General features: G+C 67.5%; 22 protein-coding genes. 7 read left to right on the top strand and 15 right to left on the bottom strand.

All coding sequences use genetic code 11. The features are described 5' to 3' along the window. Positions 1-90: 90 nt before the first annotated feature. Positions 91-1335 carry a DUF819 domain-containing protein gene (locus OU994_RS04520; protein ID WP_281609789.1) on the bottom strand — a complete coding sequence of 415 codons (1245 nt, stop codon included), beginning with the start codon at positions 1333-1335 and terminating at the stop codon, positions 91-93. Between the two features lie 150 nt (positions 1336-1485). On the opposite strand from OU994_RS04520, the gene OU994_RS04525 reads away from it, so the two are divergent. Next, positions 1486-1971: a MarR family winged helix-turn-helix transcriptional regulator gene (locus tag OU994_RS04525; RefSeq protein ID WP_281609790.1), complete on the top strand. Its 486-nt coding sequence runs from the start codon at positions 1486-1488 to the stop codon at positions 1969-1971. A 3-nt stretch (positions 1972-1974) separates the two neighbouring features. Here the strand turns inward: OU994_RS04525 and OU994_RS04530 are convergent, their stop codons facing one another. The 3 genes from OU994_RS04530 to OU994_RS04540 are packed head-to-tail and all read right to left on the bottom strand — an operon-like array spanning position 1975 to position 4297. Continuing rightward, positions 1975-2346, bottom strand: coding sequence for a DUF3325 domain-containing protein (locus OU994_RS04530; RefSeq protein ID WP_281609791.1), 372 nt, complete (start codon positions 2344-2346; stop codon positions 1975-1977). Then, entirely contained in the window at positions 2343-3971 is a 1629-nt protein-coding gene (locus tag OU994_RS04535) for a PepSY domain-containing protein (RefSeq protein ID WP_281609792.1), read from the bottom strand. The genes OU994_RS04530 and OU994_RS04535 overlap by 4 nt, the downstream gene beginning before the upstream one ends. Then, on the bottom strand, positions 3968-4297 hold the full coding sequence (locus OU994_RS04540; RefSeq protein ID WP_281609793.1) for an iron transporter: 330 nt from the start codon (positions 4295-4297) through the stop codon (positions 3968-3970). Before OU994_RS04540 ends, OU994_RS04535 begins: the two co-directional genes overlap by 4 nt. A 234-nt stretch (positions 4298-4531) precedes the next feature. Between OU994_RS04540 and OU994_RS04545 the strand changes: the two genes are divergently transcribed. After that, on the top strand, positions 4532-5248 hold the full coding sequence (locus tag OU994_RS04545) for a siderophore-interacting protein (protein ID WP_281609794.1): 717 nt from the start codon (positions 4532-4534) through the stop codon (positions 5246-5248). Here OU994_RS04545 and OU994_RS04550 read toward each other — a convergent pair. The 6 genes from OU994_RS04550 to OU994_RS31705 all read right to left on the bottom strand — a co-directional run bounded on the left by OU994_RS04550 (position 5233) and on the right by OU994_RS31705 (position 11256). Then, on the bottom strand, positions 5233-5469 hold the full coding sequence (locus OU994_RS04550; RefSeq protein ID WP_281609795.1) for a hypothetical protein: 237 nt from the start codon (positions 5467-5469) through the stop codon (positions 5233-5235). The two genes, OU994_RS04545 and OU994_RS04550, sit on opposite strands and share 16 nt — an antisense overlap. Before the next feature lie 389 nt (positions 5470-5858). Next, positions 5859-6956: a porin gene (locus tag OU994_RS04555; protein ID WP_281609796.1), complete on the bottom strand. Its 1098-nt coding sequence runs from the start codon at positions 6954-6956 to the stop codon at positions 5859-5861. Positions 6957-7074: 118 nt separating this feature from the next. Beyond that, positions 7075-8382: a gallate dioxygenase gene (locus OU994_RS04560; protein WP_281609797.1), complete on the bottom strand. Its 1308-nt coding sequence runs from the start codon at positions 8380-8382 to the stop codon at positions 7075-7077. Between the two features lie 65 nt (positions 8383-8447). Continuing rightward, on the bottom strand, positions 8448-9779 hold the full coding sequence (locus tag OU994_RS04565; protein WP_281609798.1) for an MFS transporter: 1332 nt from the start codon (positions 9777-9779) through the stop codon (positions 8448-8450). A gap of 211 nt (positions 9780-9990) precedes the next feature. Further along, a complete protein-coding gene (locus tag OU994_RS31700; RefSeq protein WP_373922607.1) occupies positions 9991-10494 on the bottom strand; it encodes a LysR substrate-binding domain-containing protein in 504 nt (167 codons plus the stop codon). A 9-nt stretch (positions 10495-10503) separates the two neighbouring features. Further along, positions 10504-11256 carry a LysR family transcriptional regulator gene (locus OU994_RS31705; protein ID WP_373922549.1) on the bottom strand — a complete coding sequence of 251 codons (753 nt, stop codon included), beginning with the start codon at positions 11254-11256 and terminating at the stop codon, positions 10504-10506. A 95-nt stretch (positions 11257-11351) separates the two neighbouring features. Here OU994_RS31705 and OU994_RS04575 point away from each other — a divergent pair, with 95 nt between their 5' ends. The 3 genes from OU994_RS04575 to ligK are packed head-to-tail and all read left to right on the top strand — an operon-like array spanning position 11352 to position 14218. Continuing rightward, positions 11352-12467 carry a 4-oxalomesaconate tautomerase gene (locus OU994_RS04575; RefSeq protein WP_281609799.1) on the top strand — a complete coding sequence of 372 codons (1116 nt, stop codon included), beginning with the start codon at positions 11352-11354 and terminating at the stop codon, positions 12465-12467. A 25-nt stretch (positions 12468-12492) separates the two neighbouring features. After that, positions 12493-13518 (top strand): amidohydrolase family protein, encoded by a 1026-nt coding sequence (locus tag OU994_RS04580; protein WP_281611576.1) that lies wholly within the window; start codon positions 12493-12495, stop codon positions 13516-13518. Positions 13519-13534: 16 nt separating this feature from the next. Further along, entirely contained in the window at positions 13535-14218 is a 684-nt protein-coding gene (gene ligK, locus OU994_RS04585; RefSeq protein ID WP_281611577.1) for a 4-carboxy-4-hydroxy-2-oxoadipate aldolase/oxaloacetate decarboxylase, read from the top strand. Positions 14219-14415: 197 nt separating this feature from the next. Here the strand turns inward: ligK and OU994_RS04590 are convergent, their stop codons facing one another. Beyond that, positions 14416-15009, bottom strand: coding sequence for an O-methyltransferase (locus OU994_RS04590; RefSeq protein ID WP_281609800.1), 594 nt, complete (start codon positions 15007-15009; stop codon positions 14416-14418). Between the two features lie 303 nt (positions 15010-15312). Between OU994_RS04590 and OU994_RS04595 the strand changes: the two genes are divergently transcribed. Beyond that, on the top strand, positions 15313-16851 hold the full coding sequence (locus OU994_RS04595) for a tetratricopeptide repeat protein (protein ID WP_281609801.1): 1539 nt from the start codon (positions 15313-15315) through the stop codon (positions 16849-16851). Positions 16852-16867: 16 nt separating this feature from the next. Here OU994_RS04595 and OU994_RS04600 read toward each other — a convergent pair whose 3' ends face one another. The 4 genes from OU994_RS04600 to OU994_RS04615 form a co-directional block, all read right to left on the bottom strand. Then, positions 16868-17638, bottom strand: a complete 771-nt coding sequence (locus OU994_RS04600) for an SIMPL domain-containing protein (RefSeq protein ID WP_281609802.1) — start codon at positions 17636-17638, stop codon at positions 16868-16870. After that, on the bottom strand, positions 17635-18915 hold the full coding sequence (locus OU994_RS04605) for a M56 family metallopeptidase (protein ID WP_281609803.1): 1281 nt from the start codon (positions 18913-18915) through the stop codon (positions 17635-17637). The genes OU994_RS04600 and OU994_RS04605 overlap by 4 nt, the downstream gene beginning before the upstream one ends. Then, positions 18912-19295, bottom strand: a complete 384-nt coding sequence (locus tag OU994_RS04610) for a BlaI/MecI/CopY family transcriptional regulator (RefSeq protein ID WP_281609804.1) — start codon at positions 19293-19295, stop codon at positions 18912-18914. Before OU994_RS04610 ends, OU994_RS04605 begins: the two co-directional genes overlap by 4 nt. 162 nt (positions 19296-19457) lie before the next feature. Further along, positions 19458-19943, bottom strand: a complete 486-nt coding sequence (locus OU994_RS04615; RefSeq protein WP_131147937.1) for a response regulator — start codon at positions 19941-19943, stop codon at positions 19458-19460. 297 nt (positions 19944-20240) lie between these two features. Here OU994_RS04615 and OU994_RS04620 point away from each other — a divergent pair, with 297 nt between their 5' ends. After that, positions 20241-20783 carry a helix-turn-helix domain-containing protein gene (locus OU994_RS04620; protein ID WP_131147936.1) on the top strand — a complete coding sequence of 181 codons (543 nt, stop codon included), beginning with the start codon at positions 20241-20243 and terminating at the stop codon, positions 20781-20783. Positions 20784-20791 lie beyond the last annotated feature (8 nt).

Here is a 20791-nt window from a genome sequence, read left to right on the forward strand (position 1 = left end):
CCTTCAATGAGCACCGCTCATTGCCTGCAATGCGGTGATGCCTTGGAAGGCATTCTCCCAGCACCGTGACACGGTCTCAACAATGCCGCGTCAGGTCGCCAGTGCGCGCAGCGCCAGTCCCGTGACATAGGCGCAGTAGGTGCCGAGCGCGTAGCCCAGCACCGCCAGCAGCACGCCGACCGGCGCCAGCGACGGATGGAAGACGCTGGCCACCACCGGCGCGGAAGCGGCGCCGCCGACATTGGCCTGCGATCCCACCGCCATGAAGAACAGCGGGGCGCGGATCAGCTTCGCCACCAGCAGCAGCAGGCCGCCATGCACGCAGATCCAGATCGCGCCGAGCAGGAACAGCCATGGCCGCTCGACCAGGGCGGACAGGTCCATCTGCATGCCGATGGTCGCCACCAGGAAGTACACCATGGCCGAACCGATGGTCGAGGCGCCGGCGCCTTCGAGGTTGCGCGCCCTGGTGAAACTGAGCAGCAGGCCGAGCGTGGTGGCGAAGACCACCATCCAGAAGAAGGCCGACGTGAGGCTGTAGTCCTTCAGGTTCCACTCCGCCGGCAGGCTGCCGATCCATTGCAGCGTGGGGCCGGTCAGCGCGTGCGACAGGCCGGAGACGCCGAGCCCCACGGCCAGCACGATCATCACGTCCGCCAGCGAGGGGATGCGCGCATGCGCGGCCTGGTAGCGTTCGATCCGCGCCTTGACGGCATTGATCGCGGAGACATCGGCGCCGGTCCAGCGGTCGAACGCATCGGCGCGGCCGGCCAGGAACAGCAGCACGGCGGTCCAGATATTGGCGACCAGCACATCGACGGCGACGAACTGGCCGAACACGTTGGCGTCGACCTCGAATACTTCCTTCATCGCCGCCTGGTTGGCGCCGCCGCCGATCCAGGCTCCCGTGATCGTCGTCAGGCCGCGCCAGGTTTCTCCCGCCACGGTTTCCGGATGGATGAAGCGCATCGCTTCGAACGACACGATGGCGCCCAGCATGATGCCGGCGGTCCCGGTCAGGAACATGATCAGCGCCTTGGGGCCCAGCCGCACGATGGCGCCGAAATCGGTGGCGATGCACAGCAGCACCAGCGCGCCGGGCAGCAGGTAGTCCCGCGCCATCGGATACAGCTTCGAATGGCTGCCGTCGATGATGCCGAGCGTATTGAGGATGGCCGGGATCAGGTAGCACAGCAGCAGCGCCGGCACGTAGGTGTAGATTTTTTTCCAGATGCCGTCGGGCCGCGACGAGGTCCAGAAGACGAGGCCGAGGATGGCGGCGAGTATGCCGAGCACGACGGCGTCGTTGGTAACGAGTGGAATGCTGGTCTGCATAAAATGATCATCAGGTTGTCGTGGCTTCGGCGGCGTCCCCGGATAGGGGAGCCGGCAAAGGCGCTGCCGCCGGACGGTGTCCCGCGGGCTACGGCATTCTACAGGCGGCGCGGCGCGGTATACTCGCGGGGCCCACTACTCCCCACGACCATGCCCCCCTCCAGCGACAAGTCCCCCGACAGCGCCAGCGCCGTCTTCGAAGCGATCCATTCGATCATGCACCAGTACCGCGCGCACCAGTACCGCGCGCTGCGCGATGGCCCGGACGGCCTGACGCACCTGGAAGGCAAGGTGCTCGGCTACTTCGCCCGGCATCCCGGCGCCACGCAAAGCGACCTGGTGGCCCACTCCGGGCGCGACAAGGCGCAGCTGGCGCGGCTGGTGCGCACCTTGCGCGAGCAGGGCTTGCTGGAAGCCACCGCGGACGATGCGGACCGCCGCAGCACGCGGCTGCACGTCACCGAGCAGGGCAAGGCGATCGCGCACAGCGTGCAGAAGAGCGGCGAGCAACTGGCGCAGGTGGCTGCGGCGGGTCTCGACGAGGGCGAGCGCCGGCAATTGCTGGCGCTGCTGGAAAAAGTGCGCGCCACGCTCGATGCGCAGGGCGCGCAAATCGCACAGGGCGGTGAGGGCTAACCTTCAGCGCAGCACCAGCGCCAGCACGGCGGTGGCGCAGGCCACGAACGCGGCGCCGGCCGCCGAGTGGCGCGCGTGTTGCGCGGCATAGGTCATCACCGCCACCGAACCCCATGCGGCCACCGACAGCACGCCGCACCACAGTACGATGGCCTGGCCGGCATTGTCCGCCTCGTGCACGGCCAGGCAGCACCACAGCGAGATCGCCAGCGCGGCGCTGCCGCCCAGCTGCAGCATGCGGCGCAGCGATGGCGCCGGCACGCTGCCGCGGCCGTGGATGGCTTCCCAGTGCCGGTCCATGGCCAGGCCCAGGCCGCCGAACCCGGCGACGGCCGCGCCCAGCGCGGCGATGGTGAAGAAGATGGCGGCGCTCATGCGTTGCTCCCGGCAAGTCCAGGCTTGGAATCAGGTCCGCCTGGTGTCGGGGCGGCACGGGCGGCCTTCGGCGCCCTGGCCTTGCCCAGGTAATGGCTGCTGTACAGCAGGAAGGCGCCCAGCAGCAGGGTCACCAGGTCGAAGCCGGCCACCGCCCAGATGCCCCGGGCCATGCTGGTACCGAGGTGGGCGCCGCCCGTGACGCCGTTCAGCAGCGGCAGCAGGGCGAATGCCAGGCCGCCGAGCGCCAGCTGGATTCGCCACATCGGGCGCCCCGGCTTGACCAGCGCGGCGATGGCGGCGATGCCCCACGCCGTGAAGAACCAGCGGATTTCCGCTTCCGGCCGCTGCGCGATGCCCGTCTCGATCAGCCGGTTGGCCCAGAAGTACACGGCCATCGCCAGCGGCAGGCCGGCCACGGCGGCGATGTTCAGGCCATCCACCAGCCGCAGGCTGAAGCCGACTTTCCCGGCATGGGCCTTCAGGTGCTTCGGCCGTTCCTTCACGGCCCACAGCAGCAGGCCGGTGGCCACCATCAGGCAGCCGGCCAGGCCGCAGGTGAAGAACAGCCAGCGCGTGAACGGATCGCCGAAGCGCGCCACGTGCAGGCCGTACATCACGCCGCGGGTATCCTTGGCCGCGCCGCTGTGTTCCGGCGCGGCCGATGCCACGCGGCCGGTCACGCCGTCGAATACGATGGTCGGCACGTCGTAGCTGATGGCGTGGCCGGTCTGCTGCGTGATCGAGACGGTGGCGTTGGCGTCGTTCGGGAAGGCCACCGTCACCCGGCCGACCGGCGCGCCGTTCCACGTGCGCGTGGCCTGTTCGACCATCGGCGCCAGCGGTGCCAGCGGCGCGGGCACGCGGGCCGCCTTGGCGTCCGATGGCGGATTGCCGAACAGTTCGGAGAAGAAGGTCTCCTGCTTGTCCTGGTACACCGCCTGTATGCCCTGCGGGAAGTACATGAACATCAGCGTCAGCAGTCCGGTGTACGTGATCATCAGGTGGTAGGGCAGGGCCAGCACGGCCGAGACGTTGTGGAAGTCCAGCCACGAACGCTGGCCCTTTTTCGGCCGGAACGTGAAGAAGTCCTTGAAGATGCGCTTGTGCGTGACGATGCCCGACAGGATCGCCACCAGCATGAACATGGCGCAGAAGCCGACGATCCAGCGGCCCCAGAGGGGCGACATGTAATGCAGGTCGAAGTGCAGGCGGTACAGGAAATCGCCGCCGCGCGTCTCGCGCGGTGCCGACAGTTCGGCGCCCGTGGCCGGATCGAGCGTCAAGTTCTTCAGGTTGCGCCGGCGGCCGCCGCCTTCGCCCGGCGGCGGCTTGGCGTTGTAGCTCACGCGCAGGCCGGGCTCGCGCTCGGTCGGCAGCGTGATGAACCAGCGCTGCGACTTCGGCGCCTTGTCCTGCAGCGTTTCGACGGCGTTGGTCACCGCCACCGCCTGCGGCACCACCGCGTGCGCCACGCCGTGCAGCTCGGGCTTCATCCACAGCGTGATTTCGTCGCGGAAGTAGCTGGCGGTGCCGGCCGCGAACACCATGAACAGGATCCAGCCCACCAGCAGGCCGGACCAGGTATGCAGCCATGCCATCGACTGGCGGATGCCTTCTTTCATGCGGCCCCCTTCAGCAGCAGGATGGCGGCGGGCACCACGCCGGCGATCGCCAGGCCGGTGACGGCGCGCTGCGCCGTGCGCGCGCCGAAGCACCACATCGCCGCGCAGGGGTAGATCGCCAGCGCCGTCATCGTCGCCGTCAGCGCGGCTTCCACGCGCACGGTCGGCAGGGTCAGCGCCAGCGCCGCCGCCCATGCGCCGGACAGCGCATAGCCGCCTAGGATCGCCGCCAGCGCGCGCACCGCGACGCCGGTGCGGTAGCGCCAGCCGGGGCCGGGTTTTCTGGGTTTGGCGGCTGGCGGCCCCATCGTTGGTTGTGCTTGCATGGCTGGCTTGTGAGGTGGCACGCGGCGCCGGGGCGGCGAATGTCCGGCGGCGATGCGTTAATAAGTGTGAATGCTAATGGGTGTGAATACAAATGAGAACTATTCTCAATTATGGCAAGATTGGACCGAATGTGCAAGGAGGAACATCGCCGCGAAGTTAGTTGACCAAGTCCACCAATCGGGCGCAGAATAGGGGACCTTATCAACTAATTGGAGCGGCGGATGGAAGCAGGCATGGAAACTTCGAGCCGGGTGCGGCGTGTGCGCCACGAATTGAAACGGCGCGATGTGGAGGTGGTCGGCGTGGCGCCGCTCGGCGCGCACTTCGTGGCGGTCACGTTCCGCGGCGACGACCTTGCGGACTTCGTTTCCGCGTCGTTCGACGACCACGTGAAATTCATCTTCGACGATCCGTCCGGCGAGACGGTGCGCCGCGACTACACGCCGCGCCGCCATGACCGCGCCGCGTGCGAGCTGACGATCGAGTTCGCGCTGCATGGCGAGGGCAAGGCGTCGGCCTGGGCGCGCCAGGCCGCCGTCGGCCAGCGCGTCACGATCGGCGGCCCGCGCGGCTCGATGATCATCGCGGCCGACTATGCGTGGCACCTGCTGGCCGGCGACTCGGCCGCGCTGCCGGCAATCCGGCGCCGCATGGAAGAACTGCCTGCAGGCGTGCGCGCGATCGTCGTCGTCGCCGGCGGCGATGACGTGGCCCTCACCACCGCCGCGCAGCTCGACGTGTGGCAAGTGGCCGACGGCGCCGCGCTGGTGGAGGCGATCCGCGCGATCCCGCTACCGGCCGGCGATGCGTTCGTGTGGTTTGGTGGCGAAGCGTCGATTGCCGCGCAGGTGCGCGACGTGGTGCATGGCGAGAAAGGCTTCCCCCGTACCGCCAGCCGGATTTCGGCGTACTGGAAGCAGGGCGCTTCCGACCATCACGAGGATTTGTAAAGTTCCGGCACCGGGCCGGCGGCCGGGAGCCTGGAGCGCGCAGGACGCCCGAAGCGCGGCCCGGCCAGCACGCGTATGGCCACCCCGCGCGGCACGCCGCACTTCAGCATGAATTCGAGCGCGGGCGTGACGCCATCGGCCAGCGATACCTTTACGCCCGTATCGACGCATTGCGCCGTGCGCCAGTCGGCACGGGCCTCGTCGTAGACTGTGTCGTCCATGGCTGCCTCCGTTGTTCCGCTTGCAGCCATCATATCAAGTCCAGGACTTGAAGCGCATACTTCAGAATTTACTTTAACTTTTGGGAGATGGCTGAGTCGCGCATGGACAACGCGGCGGCGGCGCTGGTGGCGAAGGAAACGTTTCTGGTAAATCGGTGACAGGCTCAAATGCCGCTTAGTTAATTCACCCCAAGTGCAAAGATCGGGGTCAGACCCGGCGGGTCTGACCCCAGCCTTTCGCTGTTGGGGGTGAATGCATGCGCTGTCAATGCCGGATGACGCTTAACTTCATGGCATTAGAGCCTGTCACCGTTTCTGTAGCGGGCACGGAAAGACCGGTGTCCGACACCCTGCGGGAGTCCGACACCAGTGCGGCCGACGGGCGGGGCTCAGAACGCGTGCTTGATGCCGGTAATGATGCCGGTCTGCCCCATGCCCGCGCCGACGGAGCCGCCGGCGGAAAGCGCGACGGCGGCCGTGCCGTCGTTGTCCAGCCGGCCGCCGGCGATGTAGACGGCGGTGCGGGTCGACAGCAGGTATGTGGCACGGAGCAGCGCCTGCTTCGTATCGTTGCCGGTGGCGCGGTAATCCAGCTTGCCCACCTGGCCGTCGATCGTCAGCAGCGGCGTCGCGTTGTACGCCGCGCCCAGGTAATACAGCCGGCTCTTCGGCTGCGTCGCCGAGCCTTCGTTCTCGCGCAGCAGCACGCCGCCGCCCACCTTCCAGTCGCTGCCCTTGACGAAGCCGGCGACGTGCAGGCGGCTGTCCGTCTTGTCGCTCGTGTTCAGGCCATTGGCCGCCGTGGGGCTGCCGTGGATCTGGTCATAAGCAGCGACCACCGCCCAGGTGGGACGGTCATAACGCAGCAGCGCCGACCATTCGCGGCAGGCTTGCGCATCGGCGGCCGATTCGCCGGCGCAGTTGGTGCCGGAGGCGCCGCCCGCGGCCGACGTGTCGCGTCCCAGGCTGTAGGTGGCACCCAGCGTGACGCCGTTGAACGTGCCCTTGTAGGCGACCGAATTGTCGCTGCGGCCATTCGGCACTGCCGGATCGAGCGCACCCAGGCCGTATTGCGACGGGCCGAACACGTCGACGTCGAACGACGACACATACAGCATGTTGTAGTTGCGGCCGATCGTCACCTGGCCCCAGCTGCCGGCCAGGCCGACCCAGGCCTGCCGGCCGAACAGCCGGCCACCCTGGTTGATGGTGCCGGAATCGGGCGCGAAGCCGTTTTCCAGCGTGAAGATGGCTTTCAGGCCGCCGCCCAGGTCTTCGGAACCCTTGAAGCCGATACGCGACGGGAACATGCCGCCGCCCAGGCTCGGGCTGCGCGTGACGCCGTTGCCGGCAGCGTCCGCGTTGGTGTAGTGCTCCACGGCGCCGTCGATCAGTCCATAGACTGATACTGAACTCTGCGCCTGCGCCGGCAACGCGGCGGCCATCGTGCAAGCGGCGATGGCGCTGGCGATCAGGGTTTTCTTCATGCTGTCTCCTCGAATGAATCGGATGGTTGTTCGTGCAGGGATGAGCGATACCGCGCCCCGGCCGGAGGAGGGCGGCATCGGATCAGGGGAGCGGGCTCGGCGGCCCGCTTCAGGACAATCAGGGCTTCGGCTTGTTCCAGTCGGCGTCCTTGGCCGCGCCGCCCACCGAGTACAGGGCCTTGGTGTTGCGCGTCTTCTGGAACTCTTCCAGCGTCTCGCCGCGCATCGCCGCGTAGATGTGCAGGTTCGACACGCCGACTGCGGCGCCCAGCTTCTCCAGCAGGAAGAAGATCACGCCGTAGCGGATCATGCCCTGCCAGTCGCGCTGCGAGACCAGCCGGCGTTCGTCATCCGTCAGGCCGGCCTCGTCGTATGTCGCTTCCGGCGCTTCCTTGAAGCGCGCGCGGAATTCCGGCTTGATCAGCTGGTGCAGGTACTTGTTGATGCGGTAGGCGCGCGAACTGGTCTCCAGCGTGAACGGATAGGTACCCTCCAGCTCTTCGGCACCTTTCGTCTGGTGCGCGATGTGCTCGCGGTGCCGTTCGACGGCGCGCCGGTGCAGCGCCGGGTCGACCGGCACCGCATTTTCATAGATCGACACGGCGATGCCGGTCATCGACGGCAGGTAGTACTGGCGGTGCAGGCAGTCGATCTTGCCGGCCATCGCGCCGCGCATGATCATCCACATCACCACTTCGGCGCTTTCCCAGCCGCCCAGGCGGGCGAAGTCGGCGTGCGTCAGGTCCAGCAGCGCTTCCGGATCGGATTCGAACATGTCGAGGAAGCGGCTGTCCCACTCGGTGTTGTTGAAGCCCGCGCGTTCGCCGTGCACCTGGTGCGACAGGCCGCCGGTGGCCACGATTGCCACGTTCAACTCTTCCGGGAAGCTCTCGATGGCGCGGCGCAGCGCCTGGCCCAGCTTGTAGCAGCGGCGGCCGGACGGCACGGGGAATTGCAGCACGCCCACCTGCAGCGGCACGATACTGCCCGGCCATGGGTTCGGACCGGCGCCATCGTGCGGCCACATGATCGACAGCGGCGAGAAGCAGCCATGGTCGAGCGGCTTGTCCTGGAAGAACGACATGTCGAATTCGTCGGCCATCAGCGACTGGCCGATGTGCTGCGCCAGGCCGGTGTGCCCGGCGATGGCGGGCAGGTCGCGCGCGCCGCCGCCTTCGTCGGCCGGCTTGTATTCGTTGCCGATGCCCAGCGCGAACGCCGAGTAATGGTCGAAGAAGAACGACGTCACGTGATCGTTGAAGATCATCAGCAGCACGTCGGGCTTCTTTTCCGCCAGCCATTGCTGCACCGGCTCGTAGGCCTTGAAGATCGGGGCCCAGACGGCGTCGTGCTGCTTGTTCGCGTCCAGCGCGAAGCCGATCGTGGGAGTATGGGAAGACGCGATCGCGCCGATGATGTTAGCCATGATGTGTATTCCGTTGCAGTGGTTCAGGCCACGAGGGGCAGGTCATTCAGGTCAGGGAAATAAGGTCAGGCAAGTGCCTGGCGTTGCTTGCCCAGCGTGGCCGCGATGATCGCGATGGCGGCCAGCGTGGCCGGAATCGCCAGGATCGAGATGACGGCCGAGAAGCCCCAGCCCATCGTCAGCAGCATGCCGCCCAGGAAGGAGCCGGAAATGCTGCCGAAGCGGCCGATGCCCAGCATCCAGCTGACGCCCGTGGCGCGCACCGCGGTCGGATAGCAGGACGGGGCAAAGGCGTTCATGCCGGTCTGGGCGCCGCTCATGCAGAAGCCGGCCAGCAGCACCAGTACCGCGAACAGCGACGATTCCACGCTGGACGATGCCAGCATCAAGATGAAGGCGGCGCCGCCGATGTAGGCGGTGGCGATCACCTTGTTCGGCACCCAGCGGTCCATGAAGTAGCCGACGAACAGCGCGCCCACGGTGCCGCCCAGCTGGAACAGCGCGGTGATGTTGGCGGCGCGCCCGATCGGCAGGCCGGCATCCTTGATCAGCGTGGGCAGCCAGCCGCTCAGCAGGTAGATCACCAGCAGGCCCATGAAGTAGGTGGCCCACAGCGACAGCGTGGTCTTCCGGAACTGGCCGGACAGCAGCGCCTTGGCCGGTGCAGCTTCCTTCACGGCCTGTTCGCTGTTCGTGTAGGTCTCGGCTTGCGGGATATCGCCGCCGCACACACGGCGCAGCGTGCGGGCGATGCGCTCGGCGGGGAACTTCCTCGTCACGAGGAACTGCGTCGATTCCGGCACCAGCCACAGATAGAACGGCAGGCAGGCCAGCGGAATCGCGCCGCCCACCATCAGCACCGTGCGCCAGCCATGGTCGGGCAGGATCGCGGCGGCGCCGAAGCCCACCAGCGCGGAACCCAGGTTGAAGCCGGTGAACATCACCGCCAGCAGCGTGCTGCGCGATTTCTCGGGCAGGTATTCGGACAGCAGCGTGGTCGTCGTCGGCATCGCCGCGCCCAGGCCCAGGCCGGTGAGGAAGCGCAGTACCGATAAGCTGATCACATCGGTGGCGAAGCCGCACAGCAGACTGAACAGGCCGAAGCAGAAAATGGCCGACATCAGCAGCTTCTTGCGGCCGTAGCGGTCCGACAGCGGGCCGACCAGCAGTGCGCCGATGGCCAGGCCGATCGGCGCGGCACTCATCACGACGCCGAACGCCGCTTTCGAAATACCCCATTCCCTGGTGATGGCGGGCGCCAGGAAGCCCATGATGGCCACGTCCATGCCATCGGTCGCCACGATGAGGAAGCACAGCACCAGCAGCAGCCACTGGTAGCCGCTCATGGGGCGGCCGTTGATGGTGGCCCGGACGTCGAGCGATTGTACGGTATTCATTAAGTCTCCAATTGGTAAACACCTGTTTTGGTCGGGCAGCGCGTGTGGCGGCGCGGACCTGCCCGGTAATGCCATCCGTGAATATCAGGCATCACCGCAGGGCAAGTGTACGTTTTGGCGTTCCGGGAAGTATTGCCATTACCTGCCGCAGCGTTGCAATCTGCTTATCGGATTCGGGCGGAGGTGAAGAAATGTAAAGCGCGGGGAAGCGTCAGCGCCAGCGGGCGGCGCAGGCGTCGATCTCGGCCAGCAGTGCGTTGGCGCCGGGCGACAGGTGGGCGCCGCGCCGGGTGATCAGGCCGATGCGGCGTTCGAGTCCGGCCATGTCGTAGGGCAGCACCGCCAGCTGGTCGGTGGTGATTTCATGGTGCAGCTGGTGGGCCGACAGGACTGTCAGCATGTCGCTTTCCACCAGCAGGCCGCGCAGCAGCGCCAGGTCGCCCGTTTCCACCGCCGGCAGCGGCGGGGCCACGCCACGGCCGCAGAAAAACGCTTCCAGCGATTCGCGCAGCGGCGTGCCGGCGCGCGACAGTACCCACGGGTAGCCGGCCAGCTCGGCATCGGTAACGTGGCGTGCACCGTTCGGCGCGGCCAGCGGGTGGCCGCGCCGGGCGATCAGGGCCACGCGGTCTTCGATCAGCACGCGGTCCTCGAACGCGTCGCCGGCACCCTGGCGCAGCGCACCGACGATGAAGTCGACGCGGCCGGACAGCAGCCCGGCCGTCTATTCCTCGTACGGGCTTTCCAGCGAGCGGATGCGCAGCCGCGGATGCTTTTGCAGCACGGCCGCGATCGCGCCCGGCAGCAGTTGCGAACGCGCCAGCGGCAAGGCGCCCACGGTGACCACGCCTTCCACCACGCCGGCCAGCGCGGCGATGTCTTCCGGGATGTGCCGCAGCTCGGCCAGCACGCGTTCGAACCGTTCCACCCAGCGCCGGCCCGCGTCGGTGGGCACCATGCCGTGCGCGGTGCGCAGGAACAGCGGCTGGCCCAGCATGTCTTCCAGCCGCGCGATGGCCTGGCTGACGGCCGATTGCGAGGTGCCCACCGTGTGCGCCACCGTGGGCATGTGGTGCACTTCGGCCAGCAGCACGGCGGCCTGCAGCCGGCGTTCATTCAGCAGCGCCTCGATGCCGCCGACATTGCCGCTGAATTTTCCTCGATCGTTGCTGGCGGCGCCCCGGTCCACGGCCTTTTCCAGCCATTTTTCGCGCAGGCGCACGGCGTCGTCGCGCACGTCGCGTAATTCGGCCTCGATGCGGTCGGCGCGCAGTTTCGCCAGCTGGCCGGCCGCTGTCAGCAGCATGCCGCGGCCCTTGCGCTCGAACAGCAGCACGCCGAGGCTGGCCTCCAGCGCGGTCACGGAGCGTGCTACCGCCGACGAGGCACGGAACAGCGCATCGGAAGAGCGGCGGATGCCGCCGGTGGCGGCAACCACGGAAAAGGCGTGCAGGTGACGCAGGCTGACCAGGGACATCGAAGCGGACCGGAAGAAGGGCGATAAGGGAATTAGAACAAAACGCCGGGCACAACGCAACCACGCGGCAGGCGCCGCCACGGATACTGGCCGGCATGTCAACTCACGTCAACCGTGCCATGGAATACGCTCCCTCCGACCTGCGCGCCGTGCCCTGCATGCTGATGCGGGGCGGCACCTCGCGCGGCCCGTTCTTCGTCGAGGCCGACCTGCCGGCCGATCCGGCACAGCGCGACAAGGTGCTGCTGGCCGCCCTGGGCTCGCCCGATCCGCGCCAGATCGACGGCCTGGGCGGCGCGCATCCGCTGACCAGCAAGGTCGGCATCGTGCGCCGCAGTATCATGCCGGGCGTCGACCTCGACTTCCTGTTCGCCCAGCTGCAGCCGGACAGCGACACGGTGGACGTGACGCCCAATTGCGGCAACATGCTGGCCGCCGTGCTGCCGTTCGCGCTGGAACGGGGCCTGCTGCCCATCGGCGATGGCATGACGGCGGCGCGCATCCTCACCCTGAACACCGGCATGCAATGCGACGTGACGGTGCCCACGCCGGCAGGACGCCTGCAGTACACGGGCACCACGCGCATCGACGGCGTGCCCGGCGGCGCAGCGCCGGTCAGCATCGAGTTCCTCGACACGGCCGGTTCGGTATGCCCGGCGCTGCTGCCGAGCGGCCGCGCGCTCGACCACGTCGCCGTGCCCGGCCTCGGCACCGTCGCGGCAACGCTGATCGACAACGGCATGCCGATGGTGCTGGTGCGCGCCGCCGATTTCGGTATCGCCGGCGACGAAAGCGCGGCTTACCTGAACGGCCACGCGGCGCTGAAGGACAAGCTCGAGGCGCTACGCCTGGCTTGCGGCCCGCTGATGGGCCTGGGCGACGTGAAGGCGAAGAACTACCCGAAGATGTGCCTCGTGGCGCCCCCTGCGGCGGGTGGCACGATTGCCACGCGCTGCTTCATTCCGCACGTCTGCCACGACTCCATCGGTGTGCTGGCAGCGGTCACCGTTGCCACGGCCTGCGTGCTGGACGGCGCGATCACGCAGGGCATCGCCAGCGTGCCGGCCGGCCGCACGAAGGCGGTATCGGTCGAACATCCGACCGGCGAGTTTTCCGTCGAACTGGATGTCGACGGCCAGCAGGTCACCCGCGCGGCACTGCTGCGCACCGCCCGCCCCATCATGCGCGGCGAAGTCTTGATACCTTGTTAAGGATACGAATCAGATGAAAAAGCCACTGATCATCGACTGCCATGGCCACTACACCACGGCGCCCAGGGCGCTGGAGGAATGGCGCAACCGGCAGGTCGCCAACCTGAACACGCCGGAGCTGGGCCCGCGCGTGTCCGACCTGAAGATCTCCGACGACGAGCTGCGCGACACGATCGAAGCCAACCAGCTGCGCCTGATGAAGGAACGGGGATCAAGCCTGACGATCTTCTCGCCGCGCGCCAGCTTCATGGCGCACCATATCGGCGACTTCAATACCAGCGCTACCTGGGCGGCGATCTGCAACGAACTATGCGCCCGCGTGGCGCAACTGTTCCCGGACCATTTCGCGACGGCGGCAATGCTGCCGCAGTCGCCCGGCGTGGATCCGGCCAGCTGCATTCCCGAGCTGGAAAAATGCGTGAAGGAATACGGGGCGGTGGGCCTGAACCTGAACCCCGATCCGTCCGGCGGGCACTGGACGGCGCCGCCGCTGTCCGACCGCCACTGGTACCCCATCTATGAAAAGATGGTGGAATACGACATCCCGGCGATGATCCACGTCTCCACCAGCTGCAACGCGTGCTTCCACACCACGGGCGCGCATTACCTGAACGCCGATACCACGGCCTTCATGCAATGCCTGACGAGCGACCTGTTCAAGGATTTCCCGACCTTGCGATTCCTGATCCCGCACGGCGGCGGCGCGGTGCCGTACCACTGGGGACGCTTCCGCGGCCTGGCGCAGGAAATGAAGAAGCCGCCGCTGGCCGAACACCTGCTGAACAACATTTTCTTCGACACCTGCGTCTATCACCAGCCGGGCATCGACCTGTTGACGAAGGTGATCCCGGTGAAGAACGTGCTGTTCGCTTCCGAGATGATCGGCGCCGTGCGCGGCATCGACCCGGAAACCGGCAACTATTACGACGACACGAAACGCTACATCCAGGCCGCCAATCTCACCGACGAGGAACGCTTCGCGATCTTCGAAGGCAATGCGCGCCGCGTGTTCCCGCGCCTGGATGCGCAACTGACCGCGAAAGGACAATGACATGGCCGCTCCCCTGATCAACCAGCTGGGCATCGTCAAGCGCAACATCGAACGGGCCGACCCGGCCGCCGTCGCCCAACTGGCGACATTCGGCAGCGCCACGGTGCACGAGGCGATGGGCCGCGTCGGCCTGCTGAAACCCTATATGCGCCCCATCTGGCAGGGCGCCGAAGCCACCGGTACCGCCGTCACCGTGCTGCTGCACCCGGGCGACAACTGGATGATGCACGTCGTCGCGGAACAGATCCAGCCGGGCGACATCGTGGTGGCCGCCATCACGGCCGATTGCACGGACGGCTACTTCGGCGACCTGCTGGCCACCAGCTTCCAGGCGCGCGGCGCGAAGGGGCTGGTGATCGACGCCGGCGTGCGCGACGTGAAATTCCTGCGCGAGATGGGCTTCCCCGTGTGGAGCAAGTGCATCAGCGCCAAGGGCTGCATCAAGTCCACCCTGGGCTCCGTCAACATCCCCGTGCTGTGCGCCGGCGCGCTGGTCAATCCGGGCGACGTGATCGTGGCCGATGAAGACGGCGTCGTCGTCGTGCCGGCCGCCGATGCCGCGCGCGTGGCGGACGTGGCGCAAAGGCGCGAAGACCTGGAAGGCGAGAAGCGCGCGAAGCTGGCCAGCGGCGTGCTGGGGCTGGACATGTACCGGATGCGCGAGCCGCTGGCCGCCGCGGGGCTGACGTACATCGACTGAGTTCATGTCGGCGTGACACGGCACCATGACACGAGCCCGGCTGCTCAACCGCTCAGCCTGTGTCAGCGTGGCATTGCAGGGAATTCGTGGTGCACCGCACCGCGCCTGCAATGCGGTGATCCCTTGCAAGGGATCACTCCTTCCAGGCACGCTGACACGAGCTCGGCAATTCCTCTGGCTTCTTTCAGTAGCGCCTGTCATCCCCGCGTGGCGAGGAATTCGCCCTTGCCGACCGGGACCAGGCTGCACGTGAAGCCATCGGCTTTCACGGCGTCGATGAAGGACGCCATCTCGTCGGCATGCGAGACCGCGTTGTCGACCACCAGCATGCCGCGCGGGCGCAGCACGCGGCGAATCTCCGGCCACCAGCCGGCATACTGCGCGCGGTCCGAATCCAGGAATACCAGGTCATAGGCCGCATCGCCGGCCACCCGCAGCACTTCGCCCGCATCGGCGTTCAGCGCATCGATCCGGTCGTCCAGCCCGGCACGCTTGAAGTTTTCCTGCGCCATCGCGTACTTGGTGTCGTGCAGCTCGACCGTCGTCACCTTGCCGCCATCGGCAGCTGCCGCATCGGCCAGCCACAGCGTCGAGTAGCCGTTCGACGTGCCGATTTCCAGGATGTCGCGGGCCCGCGTGGCGCGCACCAGCACGGCCAGGAATTCGCCGGTATCGCGCGTGATGTTCAGCATGCGTTGCGCGCTTGCCGGATCGCCGCGGGCAATGCCGCCATCGTTGGCGGCACCGAATCGTTCGAGTTCATCCAGCAGCAGGGTCAGGTCGGCGTTCATGTCGGCTCCTCGGGGGTGAGCCGCCATGCTGCCAGAATCGGCGCCGAAGCGGCAACGCGCGATGGCTGATGACCTGATCAACCCGATTACCCGCGTATCGCTGTGATGTTGCATCTGGCCGCTGCAATAGCGGCCGGAAGGAATGTGGTGCCGGTATATTTCCCGACCGCCGGCGCCGGTAGTGGCGGGTTGCTCCGCCAGGTGTGCCCCTCTCCACAGAAGCAGGCGTATTCTGCCGTTTGAATGTGACAAGAGTTTGACCTGCGTCAGGTTGCCCGCTTTAATACAGCCATGACTACCGCCATGACGACCGATTCCCTCCTGCGGCAAGCCGTCGCGCACCACCAGCGTGGCGCCTTCGCCGATGCCGAAGCGCTGTATGCGCAAGTCCTGCAACACGATCCCGCCAACTTCGACGCGCTGCACCTGACCGGGGTGCTGGCACGCCAGCGCGGCGATGCGCAGCGTGCGCTGGAGCTGATCGGCCGTGCCATCGCGATCGATGGCACGCGCGCGATCGCCCATTGCAACCTCGGCGCGGCCCAGCAGGATGCCGGGTGCGACGGCGATGCGCTGGCCAGCTATGAGCGGGCGCTGGCGCTGCAGCCGGACTACCCGCTGGCACTGTGCAACCGCGCCAATGCGCTGCGCCGCCTCGGCCGCGTGGACGAAGCGCTGGACGGCTACGCGGCCGCGCTGGCGCTGTCGCCGCGCTATCCGGAAGCGCTGTGCAACCGCGCGCTGGCGCTGCAGGAACTGGGCCGGCACGATGCGGCGCTGGACGGCTTCGCCGCCGCGCTCGCCGCCCGGCCGGCCTATCCGGAAGCGGTCAACGGCGCCGCCGTCTCGCTGCTGGCCACCGGCGATACCGAAGGGGCGCTGCAGGGCTTCGACCGCGCGCTGCAACTGCGCCCCGGCTATGCCGAAGCCTGGTGCGGGCGTGGCGGCCTGCTCCTGTATGCCGGCCAGCCCGAGGCGGCGCTGGACAGCTGGCACCACGCGCTGGCGGCCCGCCCCGGCTACGTTCGCGCGCAGCTCGGGCTGGCGAACACGCTGCGCGCGCTGGGCCGTAACGAAGCGGCCATCATCGCTTACCGGCAGGCCAGGAAGATGGGCGCCGACGCCGCCACGGTCGACTACCTGCTGGCCGCGCTGGGCGCCGGCGCGGCGCCGCCAGCATCGCCGCCGGACTACGTGGCCGCGCTGTTCGACGGCTATGCCCCGCGTTTCGACCGGCACCTGATCGAAGAACTGCGCTACCGCACGCCGGCCCTGCTTGCCGGCCTGTTGCAACGGCACCTGCCCGGCGGCGCGGGCGAAGGCAACGGCTTCGACGTGCTGGACCTGGGTTGCGGCACCGGCCTGTGCGGCCCGCAACTGCGGCCCCTGGCGCGCCACCTGGGCGGCGTCGACCTGTCGCGCGCGATGCTGGCCCGGGCCGGGGAGCTGGGCGTCTACGATGAACTGGCATGCGCCGGCATCGAACCCTACCTGCGGGACAGCGGCCGGCAGTGGGACGTGCTGGCCGCGGCGGACGTGCTGGTGTACATCGGCGACCTGGATGCGCTGTTCGGCGCCGCCCGGCAGGCATTGCGCGCCGGTGGCCGGTTCGCCTTCTCGGTCGAGGTGCTGGACAGCAGCAGAAAGGAGGGCAGTGGAACTGGCAAGGAAGAAGCCGGCTACGCGCTGCGCCCATCCGGCCGCTATGCGCATGCCACCGCCTACCTGCAGCGCCTCGCCGCCCGCCATGGTTTTGCCGTACTGGCACTGGAGCGGTGCACCTTGCGGCAGGACAGCGGCGTGGACGTGGCCGGCCTGCTGGCGGTGCTGGCGCGGGACTGAGCGCCGGCCCGCCTGGTCAGCGCGACGCTTTGCGGGCGGCCGCGGTATCGGCGGAAGGGCCGCCGAGCTTGAACACCGCCGTCACCGACTGCGCGAACGGGATCGCCGGCGGCACCGAATACGCCTTGATGCCCTGTGCCGCCGGCAGCGTGGGCCTGCCTGCGCCCGGCGGTTCCAGCAAGGCCTGGCCCATCTTGTCCAGCGGCGCGCGCGCGATCGCCACGGCCGGGCCCAGCTTGCGGCCGAACGCTTCCGCCAGCAGGGTGCCGTTGGCGCGCGCATCGGCCGCCGCCTGGCCCATCAGCTCGCGGTCGATGCTGTCCTTGTCGGTGCGTTCGAACGAGGCGCTCAGGCTGTCCACGTGGTCGCGTGCCAGCAGCGCCGCCACCAGGCCGGGCAGGCGGCCCAGGTCGCGCACCTGCACCCGGTAGTGGCGCGTCAGCAGATAGGCGCTGGTGCCGCCGTCCGCCGCCGGTTTCGACAGGGCCACGGTTTTCTTCGCCAGTTCCGACCCGTCGATATCGTTCTCGGCCACGCCATGTTCGGCCAGCAGCGCGGCGATGGCGGTCGACAGTTCATCGAGCGAGGCCGCGGCTTGTTCGGCGCTGCCATCCTGCGCGCCGGTGTCGAAGTACAGGGCGGCGATGTCGGGCGCCACCCAAATCTGCGCCTTGCCGGTGGTGGAAACGAAGGGATGGGCGGGCAGGTCGGCGGCACTGGCTGCACTGGCGAACATGGCTGCACAACCGGCGGCCGTCACCAGGATGGGCAGGAGGCGACGCCTCACTTGAGCAGCCACGTGTATTGCATGCGCATCCATGACGCGACCGGCTTGCCGTCCTTCACGCCGGGAACGAACCGGCATTTGCGGATTCCTTCGCGCGCGGCTTCATCCAGTGCCGGGTGGCCGCTGGACTGCTTCACCTCCGCATCGCCCACGGTGCCATCCGTGTCGATCAGGAAGGCCAGCGTCACGGTACCCGTGTGGTGGGCCGCCAGCGACGCTTTCGGCCACACCGGCTTGGCGCAGGTCTTGAAGTCGACGACGGCTCGCTTGTCCGGATTGGTCGTCACCACGTCCGCCTGCGCCGCGCCGGCGAAGAAGGCGCCGGCCAGCGCCAGTGCCGGCAGCACGGCGGCCAGCGCGGTGGCGACGGTGGTCGAAGGATCGCGCCGGGTGGCGGGGCGCAGCAGTCGGGTAACACGCTTCATCAAGTCTCCTCCATCGGCCGCGAGGGCCGGTTCGTGGTGGGCGAACTGGCGTTTTTCCAGTTCGGACAGGGCATGCGCCAGCCGGCGCGGACCACCGGCGTGGCCAGCGGCCAGATCGTCCGCGACCAGTTCGCGTTCGAACCGGATGCGGCGCGACAGCCACCACACGGCGGGGTGGTAGAACAGCAGGGTCTCGGCCAGGTTCTGCAATACATTCACCAGGTAGTCGTGGCGGCGGATATGGGCCATTTCATGTGCCAGCAGCGCGTGCAGCAGGTCCGGCGGCATGCCCGACAGCAGGCTGGCCGGCACCAGCACGACGGGGCGCCAGCAGCCCGCCGCGAGCGGGCTGGCCAGGCCCTGCACGACGCGCAGCCGCACCCGGCGCGCCACGCCCATCGCGCCGGCCAGCCGGTCCAGCCGCGCCTGCCACGATGGATCGTGTGCGCCGGTGCGCACGGCACGGGCGATCCATGCCATGCCGAGTGCCGTACGGGCCAGCAGCGCCATGCAGCATGCCGCCCAGGCCGCGACGATCCAGCCCATGTGCGCCTGCACCAGGCCGGCGAGCCCGCCGGCCTGCGAGTGACCATCCAGCTGGACGACACCACCGCTGCCCGCTGCCGCCGTGGCATCGTGCAGCCGCAGTGCCAGCGTGGCGGCCGGCCACAGCACGCAGGCCAGCAGGCCGGCGCAGGCCACCGCATAGCGCAGCTGCGGCCGGGCGTCGCGCAGCGCGGCCAGCACCAGCGCGGTGACGGTACCGGCAAGCGCGCCCTGCCACAGGAAATGCACGAGGGTCCAGCCCAGCGCATCGACGATGCCGCCAGGCCGCAAGAGCATCGCCGTCATTCTTTTTCCTCCCGGAGCATGCGTTCGATCTCCTCGCGGTCCTTGCGCGAGATGCCGGTTTTCAGCGCGGCCAGCACCAGTGCCTTGGCGGAACCGGCAAAAGCGCGCTGCAACAGGTCTTTCAGCAAATTCGTCTGCAAGGCGTCGCGCGGCTGCGCGGGTGCGTACACATGGGAGCGCTGGCTGTCGTCGCGGATCAGCAGGCCCTTGCCGTGCATCACCTGCATCAGGCGCAGCACGGCGCCATAGCCCAGTTCGGGCCGGCTGTCGCGCAGCGCGTCGTGGACCTGGCGCGCGGTGGCGGCGCCCAGCGGCCACAGCGCCTGCAGCAATTCCAGCTCGGCCGGTGTCGGCTTCGGGTGGTCGGCGGGAGCGGCCATGGCGGTTCCTCGTGATGTTTTTCACACGATAGCCAACATAGACCGACTTGTATACTTATTTTTGCCTCGCTAAACGAGGAGCTGGCGCTAAGAGCTGAGCAGTCGTAGACTTGGATGTCTATGAGGCGGGGCTGGCCGTTGGCATGGAGGTACCAGCGCGCTTCAGTGATCCCGTTGCGGGCCAGCGCCCCGGTCAGCCTGAAGAAATGGGATGTCGGGCGCATCGGCGCAGCGCGCAGGCGCCGGTTCCTGCCGCGGCATCAGGTTCAGGTGCACATGGATGCGCGCGGCCAGCTCGGCCGGCAGGAAGGGCTTGCTGACGAAGTCCACGCCGCCGATCGACAGGCCATGGATGCGCTCTTCCGCCGATTCGGTGCCGCTGACGAAGATGACGGGGATGTCCTGCGTGGCCGGGTTGGCTTTCAGCAGGCGGCAGCAGGTGTAGCCATCCATGTCGGGCATGCGCACATCGAGCAGGATCAGGTCCGGATGCCGGGTCTGTGCCAGGCGGTAACCTTCCTCGCCGTTGAAGGCAACGCACACGCGGTAGGGAAACTCGCTGAGCAGGTCGGCCAGCAAGCGCTGTTCGAAAGCGGAATCATCCACGATCAGGATATTGCGAACGGTGGCGTCGGTCGTCAGGTACATAACATGGGGATTACTGCGACATAAGGTTGGCGATGGCTTCCGGGCTGCATATATTATGCACCGTAATTAAATAGAAAATATCACCGTTCGCGTTGCCGGATCATTTTTTCTCGCATAGCAAACGGCCAGTTGCCTATTCACTGTGCACGAATGGTCATAATGCTGAGCCCAGAGTGAAAAAACACGTTCTTTTATCCCGTCGGTGATTATTCGATAGTTTGTTCGGACCATTTTCAGGGTAAAACAGAGCCTCTGTTGCGCTCGTTCGTTTTTTAATGTGCACAAGTGGGAGGAATAATGAAACATACCGATTTTGGCCAGATGCCCTGTCCGATAGCGCGCAGCCTCGGCAAGGTAGGCGAATGGTGGAGCATTCTCATCCTGCGCGACGCGTTTTACGGGCTCACACGGTTCGACGAGTTTGAGAAAAGCCTGAAGATCGCGCCCAACATGCTGACCCGGCGGCTGGCCGGGCTGGTAGCGGGCGGCCTGATGGAAAAGCGGCAGTACAGTGCCCGGCCGCCGCGCTACGAGTACCTGCTGACCGAAAAGGGTCGCGCGTTCAAGCCTGTCCTGCTGGCATTCGTGGCATGGGGCAATGAACACCTGGCGCCGGAAGGGGCCAGCCTGCTCGTGGTACACCGGGAAACCGGCCAGCCGGCCGAGCAGATCCTGGTCGACAAGCGCAGCGGCGCGACGATCAGCGACGAGGAGTACGTGTTCGCACCCGGCCCGGCGGCGCCGGAAGTCATGCGGGCACGGTTGCGCGAAGTCAGCCAGCGCGTGCCGTTCATCAAGCATGCCGGCGGTAACGGCACCGTCACGCCCGGCGCCAATTAACTGCCCGG

The organism is Pseudoduganella sp. SL102 (genome assembly GCF_027856995.1).
Taxonomy (GTDB): domain Bacteria; phylum Pseudomonadota; class Gammaproteobacteria; order Burkholderiales; family Burkholderiaceae_D; genus Rugamonas; species Rugamonas albidiflava.